At 74.4% G+C, this 22621-nt stretch carries 25 protein-coding genes; 7 read left to right on the plus strand and 18 right to left on the minus strand.

The window, feature by feature from the left end; genetic code table 11:
• Position 1: 1 nt before the first annotated feature.
• From V6U82_RS01065 to V6U82_RS01110, 10 genes are all read right to left on the minus strand, one after another.
• Positions 2-925, minus strand: coding sequence for a phytanoyl-CoA dioxygenase family protein (locus V6U82_RS01065; RefSeq protein WP_334459030.1), 924 nt, complete (start codon positions 923-925; stop codon positions 2-4).
• Between the two features lie 53 nt (positions 926-978).
• The gene (gene hppD, locus V6U82_RS01070; protein ID WP_334458612.1) at positions 979-2079 is read right to left on the minus strand and encodes a 4-hydroxyphenylpyruvate dioxygenase; all 1101 of its coding nucleotides are present in this window, start codon (positions 2077-2079) and stop codon (positions 979-981) included.
• A 60-nt stretch (positions 2080-2139) separates the two neighbouring features.
• Positions 2140-3402: a beta-ketoacyl-[acyl-carrier-protein] synthase family protein gene (locus V6U82_RS01075; RefSeq protein WP_334458613.1), complete on the minus strand. Its 1263-nt coding sequence runs from the start codon at positions 3400-3402 to the stop codon at positions 2140-2142.
• A complete protein-coding gene (locus V6U82_RS01080) occupies positions 3399-5018 on the minus strand; it encodes a class I adenylate-forming enzyme family protein (RefSeq protein ID WP_334458615.1) in 1620 nt (539 codons plus the stop codon). The genes V6U82_RS01075 and V6U82_RS01080 overlap by 4 nt, the downstream gene beginning before the upstream one ends.
• Positions 5015-5515: a beta-ketoacyl synthase chain length factor gene (locus tag V6U82_RS01085; RefSeq protein ID WP_128137483.1), complete on the minus strand. Its 501-nt coding sequence runs from the start codon at positions 5513-5515 to the stop codon at positions 5015-5017. Before V6U82_RS01085 ends, V6U82_RS01080 begins: the two co-directional genes overlap by 4 nt.
• Positions 5516-5625: 110 nt before the next feature.
• Positions 5626-6756: a beta-ketoacyl-[acyl-carrier-protein] synthase family protein gene (locus tag V6U82_RS01090; protein WP_334458616.1), complete on the minus strand. Its 1131-nt coding sequence runs from the start codon at positions 6754-6756 to the stop codon at positions 5626-5628.
• Positions 6749-6994, minus strand: coding sequence for an acyl carrier protein (locus V6U82_RS01095; protein ID WP_128139144.1), 246 nt, complete (start codon positions 6992-6994; stop codon positions 6749-6751). The genes V6U82_RS01090 and V6U82_RS01095 overlap by 8 nt, the downstream gene beginning before the upstream one ends.
• On the minus strand, positions 6994-7257 hold the full coding sequence (locus V6U82_RS01100; RefSeq protein ID WP_120569629.1) for an acyl carrier protein: 264 nt from the start codon (positions 7255-7257) through the stop codon (positions 6994-6996). Before V6U82_RS01100 ends, V6U82_RS01095 begins: the two co-directional genes overlap by 1 nt.
• A 180-nt stretch (positions 7258-7437) precedes the next feature.
• On the minus strand, positions 7438-8835 hold the full coding sequence (locus tag V6U82_RS01105) for a class I adenylate-forming enzyme family protein (protein ID WP_334458618.1): 1398 nt from the start codon (positions 8833-8835) through the stop codon (positions 7438-7440).
• Between the two features lie 219 nt (positions 8836-9054).
• The gene (locus tag V6U82_RS01110) at positions 9055-9714 is read right to left on the minus strand and encodes a TetR/AcrR family transcriptional regulator (protein WP_334458619.1); all 660 of its coding nucleotides are present in this window, start codon (positions 9712-9714) and stop codon (positions 9055-9057) included.
• 107 nt (positions 9715-9821) lie between these two features.
• On the opposite strand from V6U82_RS01110, the gene V6U82_RS01115 reads away from it, so the two are divergent.
• The 4 genes from V6U82_RS01115 to V6U82_RS01130 all read left to right on the plus strand — a co-directional run bounded on the left by V6U82_RS01115 (position 9822) and on the right by V6U82_RS01130 (position 11903).
• Positions 9822-9950, plus strand: coding sequence for a hypothetical protein (locus tag V6U82_RS01115; RefSeq protein ID WP_013286642.1), 129 nt, complete (start codon positions 9822-9824; stop codon positions 9948-9950).
• A 48-nt stretch (positions 9951-9998) separates the two neighbouring features.
• Positions 9999-10946, plus strand: a complete 948-nt coding sequence (locus V6U82_RS01120) for a sigma-70 family RNA polymerase sigma factor (protein WP_334458620.1) — start codon at positions 9999-10001, stop codon at positions 10944-10946.
• Between the two features lie 47 nt (positions 10947-10993).
• Positions 10994-11650 carry a CatB-related O-acetyltransferase gene (locus V6U82_RS01125; protein WP_128139179.1) on the plus strand — a complete coding sequence of 219 codons (657 nt, stop codon included), beginning with the start codon at positions 10994-10996 and terminating at the stop codon, positions 11648-11650.
• Between the two features lie 124 nt (positions 11651-11774).
• Complete coding sequence (locus tag V6U82_RS01130; protein ID WP_258545576.1) at positions 11775-11903, plus strand: hypothetical protein; 129 nt, start codon at positions 11775-11777, stop codon at positions 11901-11903.
• Between the two features lie 10 nt (positions 11904-11913).
• Here the strand turns inward: V6U82_RS01130 and V6U82_RS01135 are convergent, their stop codons facing one another.
• The 8 genes from V6U82_RS01135 to V6U82_RS01170 all read right to left on the minus strand — a co-directional run bounded on the left by V6U82_RS01135 (position 11914) and on the right by V6U82_RS01170 (position 19714).
• A complete protein-coding gene (locus tag V6U82_RS01135) occupies positions 11914-13161 on the minus strand; it encodes a beta-ketoacyl synthase N-terminal-like domain-containing protein (RefSeq protein WP_334458621.1) in 1248 nt (415 codons plus the stop codon).
• Between the two features lie 115 nt (positions 13162-13276).
• A complete protein-coding gene (locus V6U82_RS01140; protein WP_334458622.1) occupies positions 13277-14545 on the minus strand; it encodes a beta-ketoacyl-[acyl-carrier-protein] synthase family protein in 1269 nt (422 codons plus the stop codon).
• Positions 14542-14952: a cupin domain-containing protein gene (locus V6U82_RS01145; protein ID WP_334458623.1), complete on the minus strand. Its 411-nt coding sequence runs from the start codon at positions 14950-14952 to the stop codon at positions 14542-14544. The genes V6U82_RS01140 and V6U82_RS01145 overlap by 4 nt, the downstream gene beginning before the upstream one ends.
• On the minus strand, positions 14949-15656 hold the full coding sequence (locus V6U82_RS01150; protein WP_334458624.1) for an SRPBCC family protein: 708 nt from the start codon (positions 15654-15656) through the stop codon (positions 14949-14951). Before V6U82_RS01150 ends, V6U82_RS01145 begins: the two co-directional genes overlap by 4 nt.
• On the minus strand, positions 15653-17161 hold the full coding sequence (locus V6U82_RS01155; protein ID WP_121685262.1) for an acetyl-CoA carboxylase biotin carboxylase subunit: 1509 nt from the start codon (positions 17159-17161) through the stop codon (positions 15653-15655). The genes V6U82_RS01150 and V6U82_RS01155 overlap by 4 nt, the downstream gene beginning before the upstream one ends.
• Positions 17161-17646, minus strand: a complete 486-nt coding sequence (gene accB, locus V6U82_RS01160) for an acetyl-CoA carboxylase biotin carboxyl carrier protein (RefSeq protein ID WP_334458626.1) — start codon at positions 17644-17646, stop codon at positions 17161-17163. The genes V6U82_RS01155 and accB overlap by 1 nt, the downstream gene beginning before the upstream one ends.
• Positions 17646-19370: an acetyl-CoA carboxylase carboxyltransferase subunit alpha gene (locus V6U82_RS01165; protein ID WP_334458627.1), complete on the minus strand. Its 1725-nt coding sequence runs from the start codon at positions 19368-19370 to the stop codon at positions 17646-17648. Before V6U82_RS01165 ends, accB begins: the two co-directional genes overlap by 1 nt.
• Entirely contained in the window at positions 19367-19714 is a 348-nt protein-coding gene (locus V6U82_RS01170; protein WP_334458628.1) for a TcmI family type II polyketide cyclase, read from the minus strand. The genes V6U82_RS01165 and V6U82_RS01170 overlap by 4 nt, the downstream gene beginning before the upstream one ends.
• 429 nt (positions 19715-20143) lie before the next feature.
• Here V6U82_RS01170 and V6U82_RS01175 point away from each other — a divergent pair, with 429 nt between their 5' ends.
• From V6U82_RS01175 to V6U82_RS01185, 3 genes are all read left to right on the plus strand, one after another.
• On the plus strand, positions 20144-20968 hold the full coding sequence (locus V6U82_RS01175; protein ID WP_128139074.1) for an AfsR/SARP family transcriptional regulator: 825 nt from the start codon (positions 20144-20146) through the stop codon (positions 20966-20968).
• 62 nt (positions 20969-21030) lie between these two features.
• Entirely contained in the window at positions 21031-21378 is a 348-nt protein-coding gene (locus tag V6U82_RS01180) for a TcmI family type II polyketide cyclase (protein WP_128139073.1), read from the plus strand.
• A 252-nt stretch (positions 21379-21630) separates the two neighbouring features.
• Entirely contained in the window at positions 21631-22602 is a 972-nt protein-coding gene (locus V6U82_RS01185) for a helix-hairpin-helix domain-containing protein (protein WP_334458629.1), read from the plus strand.
• The last annotated feature ends 19 nt before the right edge of the window (positions 22603-22621 follow it).

Below are 22621 nucleotides of genomic sequence, written 5' to 3' on the forward strand. Positions count from 1 at the left end.
GTCAGCCTCCCTGCTGGGCGCGGTCGCGCCAGATGACCGGGCAGTAATCGGGGTCCGCGTAGTCCGGCCGGCCCTCGTGGGTGCGGCGGACCAGCACGTCGTGGTTGTACGCGGCGAGCGTGCCGTCGGAGAGCGGATACTCCCGCCAGGCGTTGTCGCCGTCCTGCAGGTGCAGCGAAACGGCCCGGCGGGGCCGCCCGCTGACGTTCGCGCCGCTGCCGTGGTAGGTGCGGCAGTGGTGGAAACTCATGTGTCCCTTGGGGATCACCATGGGGATCTTGCGGATCTCGGCGCCGTTGTACGCCGCGTTCTCGGCGAGCATCGCTTCGAGCTGGTCGCGGTCCCGGTCGGCGAAGTGCCGCACCACCGTGTCGTCGGCGCCGATCTCCCGCCAGCGGTGGGAGCCGTCGACCATGGTGATGGTGCCCATCTCCTCGCCGCAGTCGTGGAACGGGATGAACGCGGTGAGCATGTTCTCCGACGACGAGGACGCCCAGTAGTGCTTGTCGAAGTGCCAGGGCACGATGTTCGACGGCTCACCGGCGATCGGCGGCTTCCAGATCAGCGTGGACTGGAAGATCCGGATCTCGGCGGCGCGGGCCAGCCGGGCGGCGACCGCACCGATCAGCGGCTTGCGCAGGATGCGGGCGATGCCGTCGTGCTCGTGGTGGACGTAGTCGTTGTGCCGCTGCACGTCACCCCGGGACGGCTCCCAGTAGGCCAGCTTCGGCGGCCGTACCGGCAGCAACCGGTCGCGCTCCCCGGCGTAGTAGCTGTCGGTGGCGGCGACGAGTTCGTCCACCTCGTCGTCGGTGAGCAGCTTCTTCGACAGGTACCAGCCGTGCTCGGCGTAGTGCCGGACGTCCTCGTCGGAGGGCAGCAGCGCCTCCTCCTCGGCGGTCAGCCCGGGATCGATGGTGGTCATGCCGGGCCGGCCGGGCATGGCCTCACGGCCCTCGCTTCGCTCGGTGCGTTCACTCATGCCGTCACCCCTCCGGCCGCGACGGCGGGGGTCGCCCCCGCCGCGGCCAGCTCGCGTTCCTTGGCCTCGTAGAGCGCCTTGATGTTGCCGCTGCCGAAGGTGCGCGCCCCGCGCCGCTCGATGAGTTCGAGGAAGAGGGTGCGGCGCACGTGCATCGACTCGGTGAAGATCTGCAGCAGCTGCCCGTCGTGGTCGGAGTCGACCAGGATGCTCAGCTCGCGCAGCCGGTCCACCGGTGCGTCCAGCCGGCCGACCCGCTGCTCCAGGCCGTCGTAGTACGCGCCGGGGGTGCTGGCGAACCGCACCCCGCGCCCGGCGAGCGCGCCGACAGCGGTGACGATGTCGTCGGTGCGCAGGCCCAGGTGCTGCACCCCGGCGCCGGCGTGCCAGCGCAGGAAATCCTCGATCTGCCCCGGCCGGGCGCCGGTGTCCGGCTCCAGCAGCACGAACGTGACCTTCCCGGACGGGCTCTGCACCACCTTGGAGTTCATCGCCTGGCCGGCGACCTCGATGTGCTCGGTGAAGATGTCGGCGAAGCCGAACACCTTCTCGTAGTGCGCGACAGTCTCGTCGAGCTGCCCCGGCGGCACGCAGATCGCCAGGTGGTCGACCTCGGCGAGCAGCGTGTCCGTCCCGCCGGGCGCGGTCACCGGCTCGATCGCGCCGGGCAGGAACACACCCGGGTCGCCGCGCCGCTCGACCAGGCGGTGCACCACGTCGCCGAAGCCGCCCACCTCGGCGACCACCACCTCGGCGTCCGCGCCGGTGAAGGCGCGCGGCGGACTCACCGCCGTCGCGCCCCGGTCCACCAGCTCCGCGTACGCCCCGGCGGCGTCGTCGACGGCGAGCGCCACCACGGCGATGCCGTCGCCGTGCCGGTGCACGTAGGTCGCCGCCGGGTGCTCGGCGGACAGCCCGGTGGTCAGCAGCAGCCGGATGCCGGCCTGGGCCAGCAGCAGCGAACGCTGCCCGTCCAGCCCGGTCTCCGGACCGCCCTGCCCGCACAGCCGGAAACCGACCGCGTTGTCGAAGTAGAAGGCCGCCTGCCGGGCGTCCCCCACGTACAGTTCGAGATGATCTATCCCGTTGATGGTCATGGGCTTCCCCTGTTCCCCCCGTGATCGCGACCCGGACGGACGCCCGGGACTGGAGTCCGGTCAGCCGGCGGCCGGGGTGGCGGCCCGGCGGGCCGGCCCGGAGAGCCGGCGCAGGAGCAGACTGACGTTCTGGCCGCCGAACCCGAACGAGTTCGTCAGCGCGTGGCCGGCCCGGGTGGGCCGGGGCACGGCGCGGACGTGGTCCGCCTCGCACTCCGGGTCCGGGTCGTCCAGGTGGTAGGTGGGTGGCAGCAGGCCACCGTCGAGCGCCAGCGCGGTGGCGGCGGCCTCCAGCACCCCTGACGCGCCGAGCAGGTGCCCGGTGAGCGCCTTGGTGGAGCTGACCGGCACACCGCCGGTGCCGAACACCTCGGCCAGCGCGACCGTCTCGGCGACGTCACCGAGTCTGGTGCCGGTGCCGTGCGCGTTGACGTACCCGACGTCGGCGGGCTCGACGCCGCCTGCCGCCAGGGCCCGGCGCATGCACGCCGCCGCGCCGGCCCCGTCCGGCCGTGGCGCGGTCGGGTGGTACGCGTCGGTGTTCGCCCCGAAGCCGGCGACCTCGGCGTACCCGCGCACACCCCGGCCGTCGGCGTGCCCGGCGCGCTCCAGCACCAGCAGCGCCGCGCCCTCGGACAGCACGAAACCGTTGCGCCGCTTGTCGAAGGGGCGGCTCGCCTCGGTCGGTTCGTCCCAGCCCCGGGCCAGCGCCCGGGCGTTGCCGAACGTGTCGGCGAACGTGCCGAACAGCGGCGCCTCGCTCGCCCCGCACACCACCACGTCGGCCTCGCCGGAGCGGATGAGGCGTACCCCGTCGGCGACCGCCTGGGCGCCGGAGGCGCAGGCCGTGCCGACCGACGAGCTGTAGCCGCGGATGCCGTGCGCGATGGCGATCCGCGCCGAGGGCATGTTCGGCAGGATGCCGGTGAGCAGGTACGGGCTGACGGCCGCCCGGCCCCGGGCGGCCCGCGCGAGCACCTGGCCCTCCAGCGTGGACATGCCGCCCACTCCGCCGACGATCACCGCGATACGCTCCGGGTCGACGTCGCGGCCCACCTCGATGCCGGCGTCGGCGAGCGCCTCGGCGGCGGTGATCAGGGCGAGCAGCACCACGCGGTCGAGCACCTTCGTCTCCGGTCCGGAGGCGACGCTGCGCGGGTCGATGTCCGGCAGCACCCCGGCCACCTCCAGGCTGCCCGCTGCCGGGTGCCCCTCGGGCGGGCGGCGCAGCCCGGACCGGCCGGAGATCAGCGCGTCGAACGTGTCCGCCGCGCCGCGCCCGGCCGGGGTGAACAGCCCCATGCCGGTGATGACGGCGCTCACGACGGCGCCTCGGTCAGGTAGCGCTCGCGCAGCGCCACCTTGCGCACCTTGCCGGTGACCGTGACCGGGATGTCGTCGGCGCGTACCGGGACGACCCTGCGCAGCGTGGCCGCCACGTCCGGGCCGAGCGCGGTACGGATGCGCTCGGTGCGGTCCGTCTCCGGGTCGGCGCCGGCGGCCAGCTCCAGCAGCACGTCCGTGGTGACCGTGCCGTCGTCCGCCTTGACGATCACCACTGTGCAGTCGGTCACGTCGGGGCAGGCGGCGAGGATGCGTTCCTCGGACAGCGCGGTGAAGAACCGCTTCCCGTCGCCGACCTCGACCGAGTCGACCGCCCGGTCCAGGTGGTAGTAGCGGCCGTCGTCGTCGGCGTACACCAGGTCGCCGGTGAGGTACCAGCCGCGCAGCCGGAACCGGTACGTGGTGACCGAGTCGTTCCAGTAGCCGCGGAACAGCGACGGCGAGTCGATGCCGAGCCAGCCGACCTGCCCGGGCGGCAGCTCGTTGCCGTCGGCGTCGAGCACGGCGACCCCGGTGAACCGGTACGGGCGGCCGACGCAGCGGCCGTACCGGTCGGTGTCGGCGGTGTGGGTGATGTGGAACATCGAGTGGCCCATCTCGCTGGAGCCGAGGCCGTCGATGAACACCGACCCGGGTACCCGGGTCACGCCGCCGCGGGTCATCACGTCCCGGGAGCCCACAGCGACCAGCCGCCGTACGTGCGGCTCGTGCGAGCAGTCGCCGGTGTTGAACCACAGCCGCACCGAGTCCAGGTCGTAGCCGGACAGGTCGAAGCGGGCCAGCTCGGCCCAGGTGACCGAGAAGCCGAACACGCCGTCCGGGCGCCACCGCTGGATCGCGTCGAGCACCCGCTCGCCGCCCTGCTCGGAGAGCAGGAACATCTCCGCCCGGTTGCCGAGCGCCTGGTTGACCATGAGCACGGTGGCGGTGTGCGGGGCGGGCAGCGCGTTGAGGATGCGTGTGGTGCCCTGCGCCTGCGGCATGGACAGCAGGTGACGGGTGGCGGCGAACAGGCTGGCGTGCGAGTGCAGCACAGCCTTCGGCACGCCTGTGGTGCCGGAGGTGTGGGTGATCACGATCGGGTCGTCCGGGTGGTGCCGGTAGTGCGCGGGCGCGGCGTCCGGGTCGCCGGTCCCGGCCTGCGCGGGCTCGCCGAGCATCGGCGCGCCCAGGTCGTGCCCGGCCAGCACCTCGGCGTGCGCGGCGTCGGCGAGCACACCGGCGGCGCGCAGCCGGCGGACGTACTCGGCGGCGATCTCGGGGCGCAGCCTGCCGTTCATCAGCGCCGGGATGGCGCCGAGGCGGGTCAGCGCCAGGAACGACAGCACCATGTCGGCGGCGGTGCCGGCCCAGACCGCCACCGGGTCGCGTGGCTTCACCCCGCGCTCGTGCAGCCAGGCGGCCCGGGCGGCGACCATCCGGTCGAGCCGGCCCAGGGTGAGCGGGGTCTCGGCCGGGTGGCCGTCGACCTCGGTGTCGAACGTGAGCCCCGGCCCGTCCGGGTCGGCGCCGTGGGCCAGCACCCGGGCGAGCACGTTGCCCGCGCCCAGCTCCGCGTCGGCCGCGAGCGCGCCGCGCAGTCCCTTCGTCCTCATTGACGTGTTCCCTCCCCCAGCAGCACCGCGGTCGCCTCGCCCGGCGTACCGTCCGGTGCCAGTTCGATCAGGATCAGCAACGCCTGTGCGGCGTCGCCGTCGTACAGCAGCAGGTCCGCCTCGGCCTCCCCCTCGGCCCGCGCGTCGCCGGTCGGGCTCAGGCACACCACCGGCCCGTCCAGTCGCCAGCGCGCCGCGACGTGCCCGGCCACGCTGTTCGGCACCGACTGGAAGAAGAACAGCGGCCCGATCCGCCCGCCCGCGTCCACAGTGGCGCGTACGTGCGCCGCGCCGGCGGTGTCCCCGCCCGCGCTGACCAGCACCACAGCCGTCCGGTTGCCCGGTGGCAGCGGCCCGTCGCCGTACCGCCGCGCGAGGCACCGCTGCGCCACCGCCGCCACCAGCGGCGCGAACGGCGAGTGCACGAACCCCGCCACCCCCGCCGGCGCACTGCCCTCATCCCCCGCCTCGGGCCACCGCGCCTCCGCGAGCACCACGACCCCGTTGCGCGATCTTGCGGTTGGTGCCCCCTCGGCGGGCGTTGTGCCCGTTTCGCCGGGGCCGTGAGTGCAAGATCGCGGGAAGCCGGGGTGGGGCGTGGGCGCGGTCATGAGGTGCTCACCAGGAGGGCCGTGTCGGCGCCGCCGAAGGCGGCGTTGAGGGTCAGCGCGTGTCCGGTGCGCGCGGGGCGGGGTGCGTCGCGGATGACGTCCAGCGGGCACTGCGGGTCGGTGCCGAGCCACCCGGCGGTGACCGGCAGCTTGCCGTGCCGCAGGGCCAGCACGGTGACCACCAGTTCCAGCAGCCCGGACGCCTCCAGCGCGTGCCCGTGCACCGACTTCGTGGAGCTGACCGGCAGCCGCCCGGCGTCCTCGCCGAACACCCGGGTCAGCGCCGCCGCCTCGGAGGCGTCGCTGAACGGGGTACCGGTGGCGTTGGCGTTGACGTAGCCGACCGCGTCCGGTGGCAGCCCGCCGCGGCGCAGCGCCGCCTCGACCGCCCGGGCCAGCCCGAGCCCGTCCGGGTGCGGCTGGCACGGGTGGTACGCGTCCCCCGCCCGGCCCCACCCGGCCACCGTCGCCAGCGTCTCGGCGCCCCGCCGGGCGGCGGCGCCCGCCGACTCCAGCACCACGGCGGCCACCCCGTCGCCCAGCAGCAGCCCCTTGCGGCCGGCGCTGAACGGGCGGACCGCGCCGTCGGCGGCGAGCGCCCGGCCGGCGTCGAACAGCGCGTACTGGTCCGGTTCGACCAGGTAACCGGCCGCGACCACGACCCGCTCCAGGTCGCCCCGGCGGATCAGCGCCGCCGCGTCGGCGACCGCGCTGCTCGCCGACACACAGGCCGTGGTGTAGATCCGGGTACGCCCGCGCAGGCCGCACCGCGCGGCCAGGTGACCGGCGAGCGCCGGCACCGTCGGCTCGTCCCACCCCCGAGGTACGGGCAGCGAGTACGGCCCGCCGTGGGTGGCCAGGAACAGGGCCGACTCCGCCCGCCCGGCCCGGTCCAGTCCGGCGGCCCGGGCGGCGGTGTCGATCGCGTCGGCCAGTTCGCCGGCGAGCGTGCCGACGTCCGGCACTGTGGCCGCCACCGTCACCCGGCGGCCGGCGGTGTCGAAACGGCGCACCGGCGTGAACGCCGGGGTGCCGGTGAGCACCCCGGCCAGCAGCGCGTCGGCGCCCCTGCCGAGGGCGCTGAGCGCGTACGTGCCGGTGATCCGTACGGTCTCCCGCTCAGCCATCTGCGGGAGCGGTGAGAGAGCCACGGAACACCGCGAGCGCGTCGTCGACGGTGCGGATGCCGGCGAGCTGGTCGTCGCTCAGGTCCAGCCGGCGGTCGTAGCGCTGCTCGACCATGTGCACCAGCCAGGCCAGCTCCATCGAGCCGAGCCGGTCCGGCACCTGGTCGGCGGGTTTCGCGGTCAGTTCGGCGAGCATGCTCACCAGGTCAGCTCGCCCCAGGTCGGGCTGACCGGACATCAGGACTTGTCGCTGTTCGCGGCCACCCGGTCGGCGACCATCGTGGTGAACTCGCCGACCGTCATCAGCGCCATCTTCTCCGACTCGTCGTCGGCGAACTTCAGGCCGTAGCGGTCCTCGACGCGGACCGCGAGGTCGGCCAGGGCCAGTGACTCCAGGTCGACGCCGGAGGGGCCGAGCGTGGTGTCGTCGTCGAGCTCCTCCACGTCGTAGTTCATGTCGGCGAGCTGTTCGACGACGAAGGTGCGGACCTCGTCTCGCATGGGTTCAGACCTCTTCTCCGTGTACCGGCTGACGGTGCCCGGTCGGGACACCGTGTGCGTGGGAACCGGCAGGCTCGGGCGCGCGGGTGGCGCGCTGCCCGGCCGGTCCGGGGCGGGATTCGGGGTGGACCGGACGTCCGGCGGGCGTCCGGCAGATGTGCGGCTCGTACAGGGGGCCGGTCACGACGCCGCGTCCCGCAGCGCCGGCACGGACCGGACCAGCTTTCCGGTGGTGGTGCGGGGCATCTGGTCCAGCAGGCGCAGCGTGCGGGGACGTTTGAAGCCGGCCAGCCGCTCGGCGATCAGCTTGTCGAGCGTCTCCTCGGTCGGCGAGCCGTCGGTCTGGACGTACGCGGTGATGCCCTCGTCCCAGACCACCACCGCGGCGGTGACGCCGGGCAGCCCGGCGACCGTGGCCTCCACCTCGGTCAGGTCGACCTTCAGGCCGCCCACCGACACCTGCGAGTCCAGCCGGCCCTTGACGGTGACCAGACCGGTCTCCGGATCGACCACGCCGGCGTCGCGGGTGTGCAGCCAGCCGTCGGCCCACCGGGTCGGGTCGGCCGGCCCGACGTACGGGTTGGCCGGGCAGCTCACCCACAGCTCGCCGTCGCGCTCGCGTACCTCGATGCCGGGGGCGGGCGCGATGGCGGGGCGGTGCCGCCCGTACAGGTCGGTGCCGATGACGCCGACCTCGGTCATCCCGTACATGTTGCCCAGCGGCACGCCGTACCGGTCGGTGAACGCGTCCGCCACGGCGGCGGGCACCAGCTCGCCACCGGTGGTCATGCGCTTGAGCTGGGGCAACGGCCCGACCGGTGTGGTGGAGGCGAGCAGCCCGATGTGGAACGGGACGCCGAGCACCGTGGCCGGGGTGTCCTGGGCGGCGACGGCGGCGAGGATCGCGTCGCCGCTGAGCCGCTCCGGCGGGCACAGCTCGACACCCGCGTGCAGCCCGTAGAGCAGGCCGCCGACCAGGCCGAGCACGTGCACCATGCTGGGCAGCAGGATGATCCGCTCGCCGGGCAGCGCGACACCGTCGATGCGGGTGTAGCGGTGCACCTCGGCGACCAGGTCGGCGGCGGTGCGGCCGATCACCTTGGACGGTCCGGTGGAGCCGGAACTGAGCTGGATCACCGCGTGCGGGCTGCCCGCCGGGCGGTCGGAGTACGCGCTGACCCCGGCGGTGACGTCGACGAAGATCCGCAGCGCGCCGCCGCCGGAGCGGACCGGGGCGACCACCACCTGCGGGCTGAGCCGGCGCAACGCCTGGTCGACCTCGTGGTCGGTGAGCCGGTGGTCGAGCAGCACCGCCTGGGCGCCGGTACGCCAGGTGGCGAGCAGGTGCGCCACGTACGCCAGCGAGGGCGGCAGGCGCAGCGCGGCGGCGCCTCCGGCGCGCAGCCCGGCCCCGGCGAGCCGGTCCTGGGCCTCGCCGACGAGCCGGCGCAGCGTGCCCTTGTCGACCGGTTCGGGCAGGCGCAGGCAGACGTCGGTGTCGCGTCCGGTGAACAGGATGTCGTCCACCCAGTCCACCGTCGTCGAGGCAGGATCTTCCGCCACGGGATGTGCAGTCACGACCAGCCACCGTTCCACTGAGGAACTGGGCGGATCCGCCCAGCGGGTACGTCGTTCGGGGTATGGCGGAACCCTACGACGCCCCTCTTCGGCATCGCCAGATGCAAATGGCTAGATCCAAAACAGCGGCTGGGTGGATTGCTCAGGCTCGATCGGACAGGCAGGATCGGGCCACGCCGGCAAGGTAGTCCGCCGGCCGCCGGATGCTGCCCTCCAGCCTCACCCCGGTGCCCGCCCATCCGCCGGGCGGACGGCGTAGTCCGCGAGCGCGGGCGCGAGGGCGTCGAAGGCGACGTGCGCGTAGCCGGTGACGGCACGCGCGATGTCGTCGTCGTCCTGCCCGGCGACGGTGCGGCGCATGGTCTCCTCGAACAGCAGCCGGTGGACGCCGGCCAGCTGCGCGGCGGCAACCCGGGGCAGGACGTCGCCCTCCGGGCTCCCGGTTTCCTCGGCCAGGGCGGCGGCCAGGGCCTTCTCCCGGTCGTCGTGGAACTCGCGGAGGCGGGCCACCAGCGCCGGGCTGGCGGCGATCATCCGGGCGAACGTGGGACCGGAGAACCCGATGACCGGGTCGTGCGCGGCCACCGCGGCGAGGTAGGCGCGGCGCAGCGCCGCCAGCGCCGACTCGCCGGGCTCGCGCTCCCGGACGACGGTGGCCAACTGCCGCACGAACTCGTCGTGCATGTCCAGCGCCAGATCCTCCTTCCGAGGGAAGTAGTTGGTGACGGTCATCTTGGACACCTGCGCGGCGGCGGCCACCTCGGCGATCGTCACGTTGTCGAAGCCGCGTTCGAGGAACAGGCGGGTGGCCTGGCTCGAGATGTTCTCCCTGGTCTGGCGCTTCTTCAAGGCCCTGAGGCCGGTGCTCTGCGCGGTCATGCATCCACCATACCTGGTACCGACCAAAAATTATCCTTGACATTTTCTTAGGTCGGTTCTAATTTTATGTCGTGCCGGCGAGACGCCGACACGGAAGGGAGCCTGACATGCCCGCCCACACCCGCGACATCGCCGCCGGCAAGCCCCGCCGCCCGCACCTCGCTCCGGCGCGCCGGCCGCACGTCCCCGTGGTCGCCCCCCGGCGTCAGCCCCGCCGGATCCCCGGCCGCCGCTGACCCGCCACCCGTCCCGAGCCCCGCACCGTCCCGGAAGGAGCACGTTTCTTGCTCGCCACCACCCACCCCGCAGCCACCGGCCACACCACGGACGCGGTGGCCGACTACCTCCGGACGATCGGACGCACGCCGCTGCTCACGGCCGAGCAGGAGACGTGCCTCGGCGCCCGCGTCGAGGCCGGCAGCCTGGCGCAGCGGCGCTTGGACGACGACGGCGACCGGGTCGGCGCGGCCGAGCGGGACCGGCTGCGGCGGCTCGTCGCCGACGGGCGGCGCGCCCGGCACCACATGATCGAAGCCAACCTGCGGCTGGTCGTCTCGGTCGCGAAACGGTACGCGCTCGCCGGCCGGCTGCCACTGCTCGACCTGATCCAGGAGGGCACCATCGGCCTGATGCGGGCGGTCGAGAAGTTCGACCACCGGCGTGGACTGAAGTTCTCGACGTACGCGACCTGGTGGATCAAGCAGGCGATCGGCCGGGCCCTCACCGACCAGAGCCGCACGATCCGCCTGCCGGCGCACCTGGTCGAGGTGCTCAACCGGGTGAACCGGACCCGCCGCACGCTGGCGGGCGAACTCGACCGGGAGCCGACGCCCGCCGAGGTCGCCGCCCGGCTCGAGGTGCCCGTCGAAAAGGTGGAACTGCTGCTGCGGCACGACCGCGAGCCGGTCTCCCTGCACACGCCGGTCGCCGGGGCTGCCGGCACGACCGAGCTGGGCGACCTCGTCCCCGACGAGGCGCCCGACCCGGCCGGCGTCGTGGTGTCGTCCTGGCGGCGCCGCTACCTGGACGAGGTGCTCGGCACCCTGTCGGAGCGCGAGGCGGCCGTCATCTGCCAGCGGTACGGCCTCGACGACGACCGGCCGAGCACGCTCGACGAGATCGGCACGAGGATCGGGCTGACCCGGGAGCGGGTCCGCCAGATCGAGAGCCAGGCGCTGCGGAAGCTGCGCCACCCCACCCGCGCCCGGATCCTGGCCGACCTGCACGCCTGAGCCGGCACCAAGACCGCACACCGACCGTCCCACCAGGAGGCCGACCGATGACACCCGACCCCCGCACCGTCCACCCGCTGCCCGCCTTCGACCGCGTGGTGTTCCTCAAGCCACTGGTGACGTCACCGAAGATCGTCGTGGGTGACTACACCTACTACGACGATCCTGACGACGCGACCGGCTTCGAGCACCGCAACGTCCTGTACGCCTACGGACCGGAACGGCTGGTCATCGGAAAGTACTGCGCGATCGCCTCCGGCACCCGGTTCCTGATGGCCGGGGCGGCCCATCCCAGCATGGGCGTGTCCACGTACCCGTTCACCATGTTCGGCGGCGAGTGGGCCGAACGGACCCTCGACATCGTCACCGCCATGCCGAGCCGCGGCGACACCGTCGTCGGGAACGACGTCTGGTTCGGCTTCGGATCCGTGGTCATGCCGGGCGTGCGGATCGGCGACGGCGCCGTCATCGCCACCGGCGCGGTGGTCACCGCCGACGTGCCGCCCTACACGATCGTCGGCGGCAATCCCGCCCGGCCGATCCGGCAACGCTTCGACGACGCCGACATCGTGCGGCTCCGCCGCGCCGCCTGGTGGGACTGGCCCACCGACCTCGTCACCGCGCACGCCCGCACGATCATGGCCGGCACGCCCGCCGAGATCGCCCGGATCGCCGCCGAGCACGGCGTGGAACAGCCCGGGTGAGACCGCCGGGCGACGACGCGCACCCTCGGACGGCCGGGCCGCAGGGAACGATTCACCGGCGCCGGCACCGGGCACAGAGGTGCCAGCGGCCACCACCGGTCCACCCCGAACGAGCGGAGGCGTCATGCGCTGGCTCTACCTGGTCCTGCTCCTCGGGCTGATCCTGGTCCTCGTCGGGTTGCGGGTGTGGCTCCCCCGGCGCGCCCTCCGGGCCGGCCGCTCCCTCCGGCAGCGCGTCGACCGACGCGACTGACCGGGCTTCGTCAGCCCTCCCCGGCCGGCGGGGGCGCCGCGCCGCGCAGCACCAGCGCGCTGTTGAACCCGTCGAAGCCGCGCGCGCCGACCAGCGCGATCCGGCTGCGCGGCGGGCGGGGCTGCCGCAGGAACGTCAGCTCGCAGCCGGGCGCCGGCTCGTCCGGACCGGCGGAGGCGGGCAGCATCCCACGGCGGAACGCCAGCAGCGCGGTGGCCGCGTCCAGCGCCGACCCGCCCTGGTGCGCCCGCCCGGTCAGCGGCTTCTGCGTGGTCACCGGCGGGGTCCGGTCGCCGAACACGGCACGCAGCGCCGCCGCCTCGGCCCGGTCGTACGCGGGCACGCCGAGCGCGTCCGGCCAGATCACGTCCACGTCGTGCGGGCGTACCCCGGCGCGCTCCAGCGCCAGCCGCATCGACCTGGCGTAGTGGGACGGGTCCGGTCCGGTGGCCGGGTCGGTGGGCGCGGCGTCGTGGGTGGCGGCCCAGCCGGTGACCTCCCCGTAGACGCGGGCGCCCCGGGCCAGCGCGTGGCCGAGTTCCTCCACCACGAAGACCGCACCGCCCTCGGCCGGCACGTACCCGGAGGCCGCGACGTCGAACGGCCGGTACGCCCGCTCCGGGTCGGGCACGTCGCTGAGCAGGCCGGAGCGGAGCTGGCAGGCGAGCGCGTACGGGCTCAGCGGGCACTCGGTCGCCCCGGCGATCACCACGGGGGTGCCCCGGCGGATGGTGCGCACCGCGTGCGCCAGGCTGTCCAGCCCGCCGGCGGACTCGGACACGGTCACTCCGGACGGTCCCTTGAACTGGTGGCGGATCGACAGCTGCCCCACGCTCGCGGCGTAGAACCAGGCGATCGACTGGTACGCCCCGACGGTGCGGCTCGGCCCGCCCCAGAGCCGTTGCAGCTCCCGCTGCCCGAACAGGTTGCCGCCCGACGAGCTGGCGAGCGTGACCGCCCACTTGTACGGGTCCGGCGACACCTCGGGCAGCCCGGCGTCAGCCAGCGCCAGCTTGGTGGCGGCGAAGCCGAGGTGCGTCCATCTGTCGGTCTGCACCCGCTGCCGGGTGTCGCTGAACCCGGCCGGATCGAAGCCGGCCACCTCCCCGGCCACCCGGGTCGGGTAGCGCTCCGGATCGAACAGCGTGATCGGCCCGGTGCGCCGGGTGCCGGCGAGGACGGTGTCCCAGTGCGCCTCGGCGCCGACGCCGCTGGGTGCGACCACACCGATGCCCGTCACCACGGCCCGCGCGGTCACGGTGCCGTCCTTGTTCGCGACTGCGGGGCTCGCAAAACCGGCTCACTCCTCGCGCTCACGGGTGCCGTCCTTGTTCGCGACTGCGGGGCTCGCAAACCCGGCTCACTCCTCGCGCTCACGGTGTCACCGCGAGGCGGCGGAACACCATCGCCGACTGGAAGCCGCCGAACCCGCTGCCCACCGACAGCGCCACGTCCACCGGCACCTCCCGCGCCTCGTTCGGCACGTAGTCCAGGTCGCACTCCGGGTCGCGGGTGGTCCAGTTGGCGGTGGGCGGGACCACGCCGTACTCGATGGCCAGGGCGCAGGCGGCCATCTCGATCGAGCCGATGGCGCCGAGCGAGTGACCGACCATCGACTTGATCGAGCTGATCGGCACCCGGTACGCCGTCTCCCCCAGTGCCCGCTTGAACGCGGCCGTCTCGTGCCTGTCGTTCTGCCGGGTGCCGGAGCCGTGCGCGCTGACGTACGACACGGCCGACGGGGCGAGCCGGGCCTGCCGCAGCGCGTCGCTGATCGCCACCGCCATCTCCGCGCCGTCCGGGCGCAGCCCGGTCATGTGGAAGCCGTTGCTGCGGCCGGCGTACCCGGCGACCTCGCAGTAGACGTGCGCGCCGCGGCGGCGGGCGTGCTCGGCCTCCTCCAGCACCAGCACCGCGGCGCCCTCGGCGAGGACGAACCCATGCCGGTCGGCGTCGAACGGCCGGGAGGCGTGCTCCGGGTCGTCGTTGTCCGGGCTGGTCGCGCCGATCGCGTCGAACGAGGCGACGGTGACCGGGGAGATCGGCGAGTCGGCGGCGCCGGCCAGCACTACGTCGGCCTCGCCGTCGGCGACGAGCTGGTGGGCGTACCCGATGGCGTCGATGCCGGAGGTGCAGCCGGTGGAGATCACCTGCGCCGGGCCGTGCAGGCCGTGCCGGCAGGCCACGTCGGCGGCCAGGCTGCTGGGTACCAGCGCCTGGTAGAGGTACGGCCCGCCGAGCGCGTGGTCGACCAGCCAGTGCCGGCCGGAGTCGCTGACCCGCACGTACTCCTGCTCCAGCGCCATGGTCCCGCCGACGGCGGTGCCGAGCACCACCCCGGCGCGTTCCCGCTGCGCGTCGGTGAGGGTGAGGCCGCTGTCCGCGAGCGCCTCGGCGGAGCAGGCGAGCGCGAACTGCACGTACCGGTCGGCGCGCTGCCGTTCGGCGAGTGTGATCCCGGCGGCGTCCGGGTCGAAGTCGCACTCGGCGGCGATCTGCGACCGGAACGGCGACGGGTCGAAGAAGCTGATCCGCCGGGTGGCGGTACGTCCCTCGGTGATCGTCTTCCAGAACCGGTCCCGGGTGGCGCCGCCGGGCGCGACGACGCCGATGCCGGTGACGACCGTGCGCCGGCCGGTCACGACGGCTCCCGTTGCGGCGGCGCCGCGCTCTCGGTGTCGACGTGGCCGAGTTCCGGGCGGGGCGCGAGCGGTCCGAGGTGGAACACCACCTCGGCGTGCTCGTCGCCGGTGTTGCGCAGCCGGTGCCGGACGTCCTTCGGTACGTAGAGCGCCTCCCCGGCGGCCACCGGCACCGGCACGTCGTCCAGGTCGACGGTGATCGCGCCGCGGGCGACGTACAGGAACTCCTCGCTGTACGGGTGGTAGTGCTCGGCGATCCGCTCCCCCGGCGCGAGCGTGGCCACCCCCATGAATCCGGAGGTGCTGCCGACTGTCTTCGGGCCGAGCAGCACCCGCAGTTCCCCGCCGCGACGGCGGTCGGCCGGTACGTCGTGGACGGAGACCCGGGCGGTGGTGGTGTCGGTCATCGCGCGCCTCCCGCGTGCGCCCGCTCGATCTTCTCCTTGATCACGGCGAGCTGGATCGTGCTGTTGGTGTTGATCCGGTCGGTCATGCCGGCGTTGTCCACAGGTGCGTCGGGCTTCATCGCGAAGTCCTGCGTCCAGGTCATCCGGGTGCCGCCGGGGATCTCGTCGTAGCGCCAGTGGATGCGCATGTACTCGAACGGGCCGGTCTCGACGCGCCGGGCGTGCACCTCGCGGCTGGCCGGGTCGGCGGTGCGTTCGCTGACCCAGCTCCACGACACACCGTTCTCGTCGGGGTGCATGGTGAGCCGGAAGCGCACGGTGTCGCCGTCGCGGTGCAGGATCTCCGCCGTCGCGTACTCGGTGAACAGGTCCGGCCACCGGGCGACGTCGTTGGTGATCTCCCAGACCAGCGGCAGCGGCGCGGCGATCTCCACCGCGTTCTCGGTGTGCCCGGGCGGGTCCGCCCTGCGGGCCACCAGGTCGGCGACGCCGGCGATGCTGAGCTGTCCGGCCTGTTCGGGGATCTTCACCCGCCACCGGTCGGCCACCACCGCTGACAGTTCGAGCAGCGCCAGCGAGTCCATGCCCAGTTCCTCCAGGCTCGCGGCGGGCGCGCCGGCGGCGGCGTCCGGGTCCAGGCCGCAGTGCGTGACCAGGATGTCGGTGATCTCGCGGGCGAGCGGGCGGTCGGGGGCGACGGTCATCGGTTCCTCCAGGTGGTCGGGCCGGCGGCGGGCACGGCGCTGACGGGGGTACGGCCGCCCGGCTCGGCGCGCGGGTCGGGCACGACGGCCCGCGCCGCCTCGGCCGGCGGGCCGTCACCGGCGGGTGGGGCGTCGGTCGTTGGGGAGTCGTCGGCCGGTGGGGCGAGCAGGCGTTCCACCAGGGCGGTGGTGTGCCGGGCGGCGCGGAAGGCCGGGTCGCGCAGCACCCGCCGGGCGAACGGGATGGTCGTACGCACGCCGGGACCGGCCACGTCGAACTCGGCCAGCGCCCGGTCGAGCCGGTCCAGCGCGGCGTCCCGGTCCGGCGCCCACACCGCCACCTTCGCCAGCAGCGAGTCGTAGTGCGGGCTGACCAGGTAGCCGACGTGTCCGTGGGTGTCGACCCGGGTGAACGGGCCCCCCGGCGGGCGGAAGCGGTCCAGCCGGCCCGGTGCGGGCGCGAAGTCGCGGTCCGGGTCCTCCACGTTGACCCGGCACTCGATCGCCACGCCGTCCAGGCGTACGTCGGACTGGCGCAGCCGCAGCGGGGTGCCGAACGCCACGTGCAGCTGTTCCTGCACGAGGTCGATGCCGGTGACCATCTCGGTGACCGGGTGTTCCACCTGGATCCGGCAGTTGATCTCCAGGAAGTGGCAGCGTTCGGCCTCGTCGACCAGGAACTCGACGGTGCCGGCGCCGGTGAAGCCGACCGACAGCGCGCCGCGCAGCGCCACCTCGGCGACCGTGTCCAGGGTGGCCTGCCGCAGCGCGGGCGCGGGCGCCTCCTCGATCAGCTTCTGGTGCCGGCGCTGCACCGAGCAGTCCCGGGTGCCCAGGTGCACGCCGTTGCCGTGGCCGTCGCAGAGCACCTGCACCTCGACGTGGCGGGCGTCGGCGAGGTACCGCTCGACGTACACCCGGTCGTCGCCGAACGCGACCTGGGCGGCGGCGCGGGTGCGGGCGTACGCGCGGGGCAGCTCGGCGGCCGAGCGCACCACAGTCATGCCGCGCCCGCCACCGCCCGCCGCGGCCTTCACGATGACCGGGTAGCCGACCTCGGCGGCCACCTCCTGCGCCTCGGCGACGGTGGGCAGGGTCCGGACGCTGCCCGGCGGCAGCGGCAGCCCGGCCCGGCTCATCAGCGCCCGGGCCGTCGACTTGTCCGCGAGCGCGGCCATCACCTGCGGCGGCGGGCCGACGAAGACCAGCCCGTTCTCGGCGCAGATCTCGGCGAAGTCGGCGTCCTCGGACAGGAACCCGTAACCGGGGTGGACCGCCTGCGCGCCGGTCTGCCGGGCGGCCTCCACGATCGCGGCGGCGTTGAGGTAGCTGCGGCGGCTGGCCGCCGGGCCGATCCGCACCGCCTCGTCGGCCAGCCGCACCGGCAGCGAGTCGGCGTCGGCGCTGGAGTGCACCACCACCGTGCGCACGCCGAGTTCCCGGCAGGCGCGCAGCACCCGCAGCGCGATCTCGCCCCGGTTGGCGATCAGCACCTTGTCGAACATCAGGAGTCCTGTCCGGTGACCGGTTCCAGGGCGATCAGCGGCTGGTCGTACTCGACGGGCTTGCCGTCGTCGACGAGCACCTCGACCACCCGTCCGGCCTGGCCGGCGGTCACCTCGTTCATCAGCTTCATGGCCTCGACGATGCCGACCACCTGGCCCGGGCGGACCAGGTCGCCGACCGCGACGAACGGCATCGCCCCGGGCTCGGGGGCGCGGTAGAACGTGCCGACCACCGGTGAGCGCACGGCCGGCCGGTCGGCCACCGGCGCCGCGCGTGCGGCGGGTTCGGCGGCCCGGGCGGGGAGCGCCTCGGCCGGTTCGGCGGCGCGCTGCGCGGGTGCCGCCGGATCGTGCCACTCGACCTCCAGCACCGACTCGCCGCTGCGCAGCCGCACCCGGCGTACCGGCCCGGCCAGGTCGGCGACGAGCTTGCGGGCCTGCCGGCGCAGCCCGTCGAGCACCTGCTCGGCCTCGGCGTCGGCCATCACGCCACCTCCGCCCGACCCGCCGCGGGTGTGGCCGGGGACGGGCCGGCGGCGGCCGAGCGGGCCGCGCCGAAGCGGCGGAAGCGCTGCCGGCGGCGGCGGACCAGGGTGGCCGGAGGGACGGTGAGCAGCGGGGCGAGGTTCGCCGCGACCGCCCGGCGCAGCAGCTCGGCCGCGCCGCCCGGGTCGGCGTGCGCGGCCGGGCGCGGCTCCGGCACCAGCTCGTCGACCACGCCGAGGCGGCACAGGTCGGCGCCGGTGAGCCGCAGCGCGCGGGCCGCCTGCGGGGCGGCCGAGCTGTCCGGCCAGAGGATCGCGGCGCAGCCCTCCGGGCTGATCACCGAATAGACGGCGTGTTCCAGCATGAGCACCCGGTCGGCGACCGCGAGCGCGAGCGCGCCGCCGCTGCCGCCCTCCCCGGTGACCACCGCCACCACCGGCGTGGGCAGCACGGTGAGCGCGAGGATGTTCTCCGCGATCGCCGCCGCCTGGCCCTGCTGCTCGGCGCTCACCCCCGGGTCCGCGCCGGGCGTGTCCACCAGCGTCACCACCGGCAGCCGCAGCCGCGCCGCGAGACGCATCAACCGCAGCGCCTTGCGGTGCCCGGCCGGGCTGGCCATGCCGAAGTTGCGGGTCACCAGCTCGGCGGTGGTGTGTCCCTTCTGGTGGCCGATCACCATCACCGGCCGGCCGTCGAGGCGGGCGATGCCGCCGACGACCGCCGGGCAGTCCGCGCCGAGCCGGTCGCCGTGCAGCTCCACGAACCCGTCGAACGCGGTCTCCAGGTAGTCCAGTGTGGTCGGCCGGCCCGGGTGCCGCGCCGTGCGTACCGTCTCCCAGGGATCCCGGTCCGGGCGCGTCGTCGCGGTCGGCGCGGTGGCCGGCGGGCGGGGGGCGGGCGAGGTCTCCGGTGCGCGGCGGCCCGCCTCGGCGGCGGCGAGCAGCGCGGCGAGCCGGCCCCGCAACGCGTGCCGGGGCACCACCATGTCCACCTGGCCGTGCCGCAGCAGGTACTCCGCGGTCTGGAAGCCCTCCGGCAGCGTGGCGCCGGTGACCTGGCGGATCACCCGGGGCCCGGCGAAGCCCAGCCGGGCGCCGCTCTCGGCCAGCACCAGGTCGGTGTTGGTGGCGAAGGAGGCGGCCACCCCGCCGTACGTGGGATCGGTGACCACGCTGACCGTGAGCAGGCCCGCCTCCCGCATCCCCGCGAGGGCCTGGCTGACGGTGGCCATCTGCATCAGTGACAGCGCGCCCTCCTGCATCCGCGCCCCGCCGGACGCGGTCACCAGCACCAGCGGGACGCCGTCGGCCAGCGCCCGCTCGGCGGTCCGGGTGATCAGCTCACCGACCGCGCAGCCGAGGCTGCCGCCGAGGAAGCGGAAGTCCATCACCGCCAGCGCGACCGGGTGCCCGCCCAGCCGGGCGGTGCCGCAGAGCACCGCCTCGTCCAGGCCGGTCGCCGCGCGGGCCCCGCCGAGCCGGTGCGGGTACGGCAGCTCGTCGACGAACTCGATCGGGTCGACGCGTACCGCCCGGTCCGGCAGCGGGACGAACGAGTCCGGGTCGGCCAGCTGCGCCACCCGGTCCGGCGCGTCCAGCCGCGCGTGCGACCCGCACTCCGGGCAGACGTCCAGGTTGCGGCGCAGCCGCTTGCGGTAGAGCAGCGACGAGCATCCGTCGCACCTCGACCAGAGCTGCTCGTCGCGGGGTGCGGTCGTGGTCACTGTGGCCGCCCGGCGATGTCGTGGGCCGGCGCGTCGTAGCGGTAGAAGCAGTGCGCCATCGCGTCGCGCGGCGATCGCCACGTCGGCAGGTACGGCGAGATGTACGGCCGCAACCGCTCGCTGATCCGGACGAACTCGGGATGCCCGCGGTTGTCCTCCACGGCGCCCTGTGCCGGTGTCTCCGTCTCCAGCAGATGGACGTAGAGGTCGTGCAGCCGGTACAGCGAGCGGTGCCGGACCCCGACCAGGCCGGGCAGCTCGGTCGCGTCGGACTCGGCGAAGATCTCGGCCACCCGGTCCTCGGCCGTCGGCACCACCTTGGCGACGATGAGCGAACGGTCCATTCGCGCCTCCTGCACGTCCCGGTGCGCGGCGAACCGGTCGCGCCGCACGGATTGCCACACGGTCGCGCCGGCGGCGTCTACCGGGCGTCAACCGGGCCCCATCGCGCCACAAACATGGTGACGCTGCGTTGACGCAAGCTGTGCGCGAGCTATGGGAAGATCGCCTTCCGGTTTCCGGGTGACGACACTTCTTCGCAGATCACGGCCGCATTACCGAGCCCACTACGGACAGTCAGGTGACCGACCGACCGTTGACTGAGAGTAACAGGCGTTGATATTCTCCGTCTCGGTCAGCCCGGCCACGGCGGAGGTTCCCAACCGTGGCGGAGGCGTTCCGACACCGGCTTCGCGGGCGGCGGTCCGGGCAACGCAAACGGTCGGGACGAGGGTTCCGGTGCTGGGGGGTGCGCCGTGTCGGGTGGATCGAAAATGCCGACGGCGGGCGAACCCGCGCCCCGGGTGTCACTGCACCTGCTCGGCGGCTTCCAGCTGCTGCACGACGACACGCCCGTGGTCGTACCCCGGGGGTTGCAGCGCGTCATCGCGCTGATCGGCCTGCGCCCGGCCGCGACCCGCAGCCACCTCGCCGGGCTGCTGTGGCCCGAGACGCCGGAGGAGCGGGCGCTGTCGTCGCTGCGGACCGCGCTGTGGCGGCTGCGGCAGGACCCGTGCTGCCCGCTGCGCACCGACGGCGACACCGTCCGCCTCGGACCCACCGTCCGCCTCGACGTGGACGACCTGGTGGAGACCGCGGCGCTGGTCCGCGAGGGCGCCGTCCCGCGCGGCGCCGCCGGCGCCGGCCGCCACGACCTGCTTCCCGGCTGGTACGACGACTGGGTGCTGCTGGAACGCGAACGGCTGCGCCAGCTACGCCTGCACATGCTGGAGGAACTCGCCGGCAACCACCTCACCGCCGGGCGGCACGGCGAGGCGCTGGAGGCCGCGCTGGAGGCGATGGCCGCCGAACCGCTGCGGGAGACCCCGCACCGCCTGGTGGTCCGCATCCACCTCGCCGAGGGCAACGCGTTCGAGGCGGTCCACTCCTTCTACGTCTACCGGGATCTGCTCCTGCGCGAGCTGCGCCTGGAACCGTCCCCGGCGATGACCGCGCTGCTCGACGACACCCTCGCGCCGATCCGCCGGGCCAGCCGCCCGGACCCGCCGCCGCGCCGCACGGACCGGACCGCCAAACCGGCGCCGCGCGCCCCCACCGCGCCGTCGCCACCACCATCAATGCGCCGGAGTACGCGGTGACGGCGAGGTGACAGCGCGAACGGCACGGTGAGGCCAGCACCGCGGCGGCGAGAGGGGTCACGATGAGTCGACTGTTGGTGGTCAGCCGGATCGTGCCGGGCGCGCAGGGGCGGGTGGCGCAGATCTTCGCCGAGGCCGACGCCACCGAACTTCCCCACCTCACCGGCGTCCGGCACCGGTCGCTGTACTACCTGCACGACCTGTGCGTCCATCTGATGGAGACCGTCGACGTCGCCCCCGGGCTGACCGCGGAACTGCGCGACAACCCGCTCTACGAGCAGGTCAACAAGCGGCTCTCCGCGCACACCTCCCCGTACCTGCCGACCTGGCACTCCCCCCGCGACGCGGTGGCGGGCTGCTTCTACAGCTGGGACGCCGCCGGCACGCCTGCGCCCGACCGGATCCACTGAACGGCCACGGGCGACGGACGGGGCGCCCCGGAACCACGCACGGCACCCAGGTTCCGGGGCGTCTCCCTGCCCTCCGAAGCCGCTCGACCCCGGTCTCCGGCACACGCTCGGTCATCCTCCGGGCACCGGCCGACATCGCCGGTCCCACTGTCGCGGCCCGCCCCCGGGCTGCCTGTCGTGCGCCGCGCGCGTGTGCGAAGCTGCCCCGAGTCTTTCGCCACCGTCGTGCACGTACATAGAAGGAGGTTGGCCATGCCGTCGAGCTTCGGGCAGTGGCTGTTCGTGATACTGGCCCTGCTCATCGGATTCGTCGCCGGCTGGGTGGTCGTCGGCCGCCGCCGGCCCGGCGCCCCGGCGACGCCCACGGTGGAGACCGCCCCCGAGGTGACCGCCACGGTCGACGAGCCGCGCCCGGTCGCGGTGGTCGACGAGCCCCCGGCGACCGCCACGGTGGCCGAGCAGCCCGCGCCCACCGAGACGGCGACCGCCGAGCCGGCCGTCGCCACCACCGCCCGTGCCGCCGACGAGCCGGTGGCCGTGGCCGAGCCGGTCACCGGTGCCGCCGACCGTCCGGTGGACGAGCCGGTGCCCGCCTCCACGACCGCCGTTGTGGACGAGCCCGCCACCACCTCGACCTCCACCGGTGTGGACGAGCCGGTCGCCACTCCGGCGCTCGTCGCCGAGTCGGAGCCCCTCGCGGTGGAGCCGGAGCGGGCGCCCGTCGCCGTGCCGGCGCAGTCGGCGCCCGCTGACGAGCCGGAGGCTCCGGCAACGACGTCGACTGCTGGTTCGGCCACGGCGGAGGCAGCGGCGTCGCCGGTGGAGACCGCCGAGCAGGTGGAGACGGTCGAGCAGGTCGAGCAGGTCACGCCGGCCGAGCAGGTCGCGCCGGCCGAGACGGCCGAGCCGGTAGCCGCGCCGGCCGTGGTGCCCGCGCCGCGGGCCTCGGCCGAGAACGACGTGCCGGCGGACGCCGCCGGGGACGCGCCGGACGACTTCCGGCGGATCCAGGGCATCGGGCCGAAGATGGCCGCCGCGCTCCAGGACGCCGGAATCCGCACCTACCGGCAGCTCGCCGAGCTGGACGAGGCCACGCTGCGGCAGACCGTGAAGGCCGCCGGGCTGCGCGCCGCTCCCGGTCTCGCCTCCTGGCCGCAGCAGGCCAAGGTGCTTGCCGGTGCCCCGGCCGACGCCGAGCGGGTGCTGCCGGCGGGCGCCGAGTAGTCCGCACCCGCGTTCCGGG

The sequence above is a fragment of the Micromonospora sp. CPCC 205554 genome (assembly GCF_036902745.1).
GTDB lineage: Bacteria > Actinomycetota > Actinomycetes > Mycobacteriales > Micromonosporaceae > Micromonospora > Micromonospora tulbaghiae.

Excerpts from the sequence above, each read along its gene's own strand:
- V6U82_RS01065 (WP_334459030.1), bottom strand. The coding sequence starts at position 925 with ATGACCACCATCGATCCCGGGCTGACCGCCGAGGAGGAGGCGCTGCTG.
- hppD (WP_334458612.1), bottom strand. The coding sequence starts at position 2,079 with ATGACCATCAACGGGATAGATCATCTCGAACTGTACGTGGGGGACGCC.
- V6U82_RS01080 (WP_334458615.1), bottom strand. The coding sequence starts at position 5,018 with ATGAGGACGAAGGGACTGCGCGGCGCGCTCGCGGCCGACGCGGAGCTG.
- V6U82_RS01090 (WP_334458616.1), bottom strand. The coding sequence starts at position 6,756 with ATGGCTGAGCGGGAGACCGTACGGATCACCGGCACGTACGCGCTCAGC.
- V6U82_RS01095 (WP_128139144.1), bottom strand. The coding sequence starts at position 6,994 with ATGTCCGGTCAGCCCGACCTGGGGCGAGCTGACCTGGTGAGCATGCTC.
- V6U82_RS01100 (WP_120569629.1), bottom strand. The coding sequence starts at position 7,257 with ATGCGAGACGAGGTCCGCACCTTCGTCGTCGAACAGCTCGCCGACATG.
- V6U82_RS01110 (WP_334458619.1), bottom strand. The coding sequence starts at position 9,714 with ATGACCGCGCAGAGCACCGGCCTCAGGGCCTTGAAGAAGCGCCAGACC.
- V6U82_RS01115 (WP_013286642.1), top strand. The coding sequence starts at position 9,822 with ATGCCCGCCCACACCCGCGACATCGCCGCCGGCAAGCCCCGCCGCCCG.
- V6U82_RS01125 (WP_128139179.1), top strand. The coding sequence starts at position 10,994 with ATGACACCCGACCCCCGCACCGTCCACCCGCTGCCCGCCTTCGACCGC.
- V6U82_RS01130 (WP_258545576.1), top strand. The coding sequence starts at position 11,775 with ATGCGCTGGCTCTACCTGGTCCTGCTCCTCGGGCTGATCCTGGTCCTC.
- V6U82_RS01145 (WP_334458623.1), bottom strand. The coding sequence starts at position 14,952 with ATGACCGACACCACCACCGCCCGGGTCTCCGTCCACGACGTACCGGCC.
- V6U82_RS01150 (WP_334458624.1), bottom strand. The coding sequence starts at position 15,656 with ATGACCGTCGCCCCCGACCGCCCGCTCGCCCGCGAGATCACCGACATC.
- V6U82_RS01155 (WP_121685262.1), bottom strand. The coding sequence starts at position 17,161 with ATGTTCGACAAGGTGCTGATCGCCAACCGGGGCGAGATCGCGCTGCGG.
- accB (WP_334458626.1), bottom strand. The coding sequence starts at position 17,646 with ATGGCCGACGCCGAGGCCGAGCAGGTGCTCGACGGGCTGCGCCGGCAG.
- V6U82_RS01170 (WP_334458628.1), bottom strand. The coding sequence starts at position 19,714 with ATGGACCGTTCGCTCATCGTCGCCAAGGTGGTGCCGACGGCCGAGGAC.
- V6U82_RS01175 (WP_128139074.1), top strand. The coding sequence starts at position 20,144 with ATGCCGACGGCGGGCGAACCCGCGCCCCGGGTGTCACTGCACCTGCTC.
- V6U82_RS01180 (WP_128139073.1), top strand. The coding sequence starts at position 21,031 with ATGAGTCGACTGTTGGTGGTCAGCCGGATCGTGCCGGGCGCGCAGGGG.
- V6U82_RS01185 (WP_334458629.1), top strand. The coding sequence starts at position 21,631 with ATGCCGTCGAGCTTCGGGCAGTGGCTGTTCGTGATACTGGCCCTGCTC.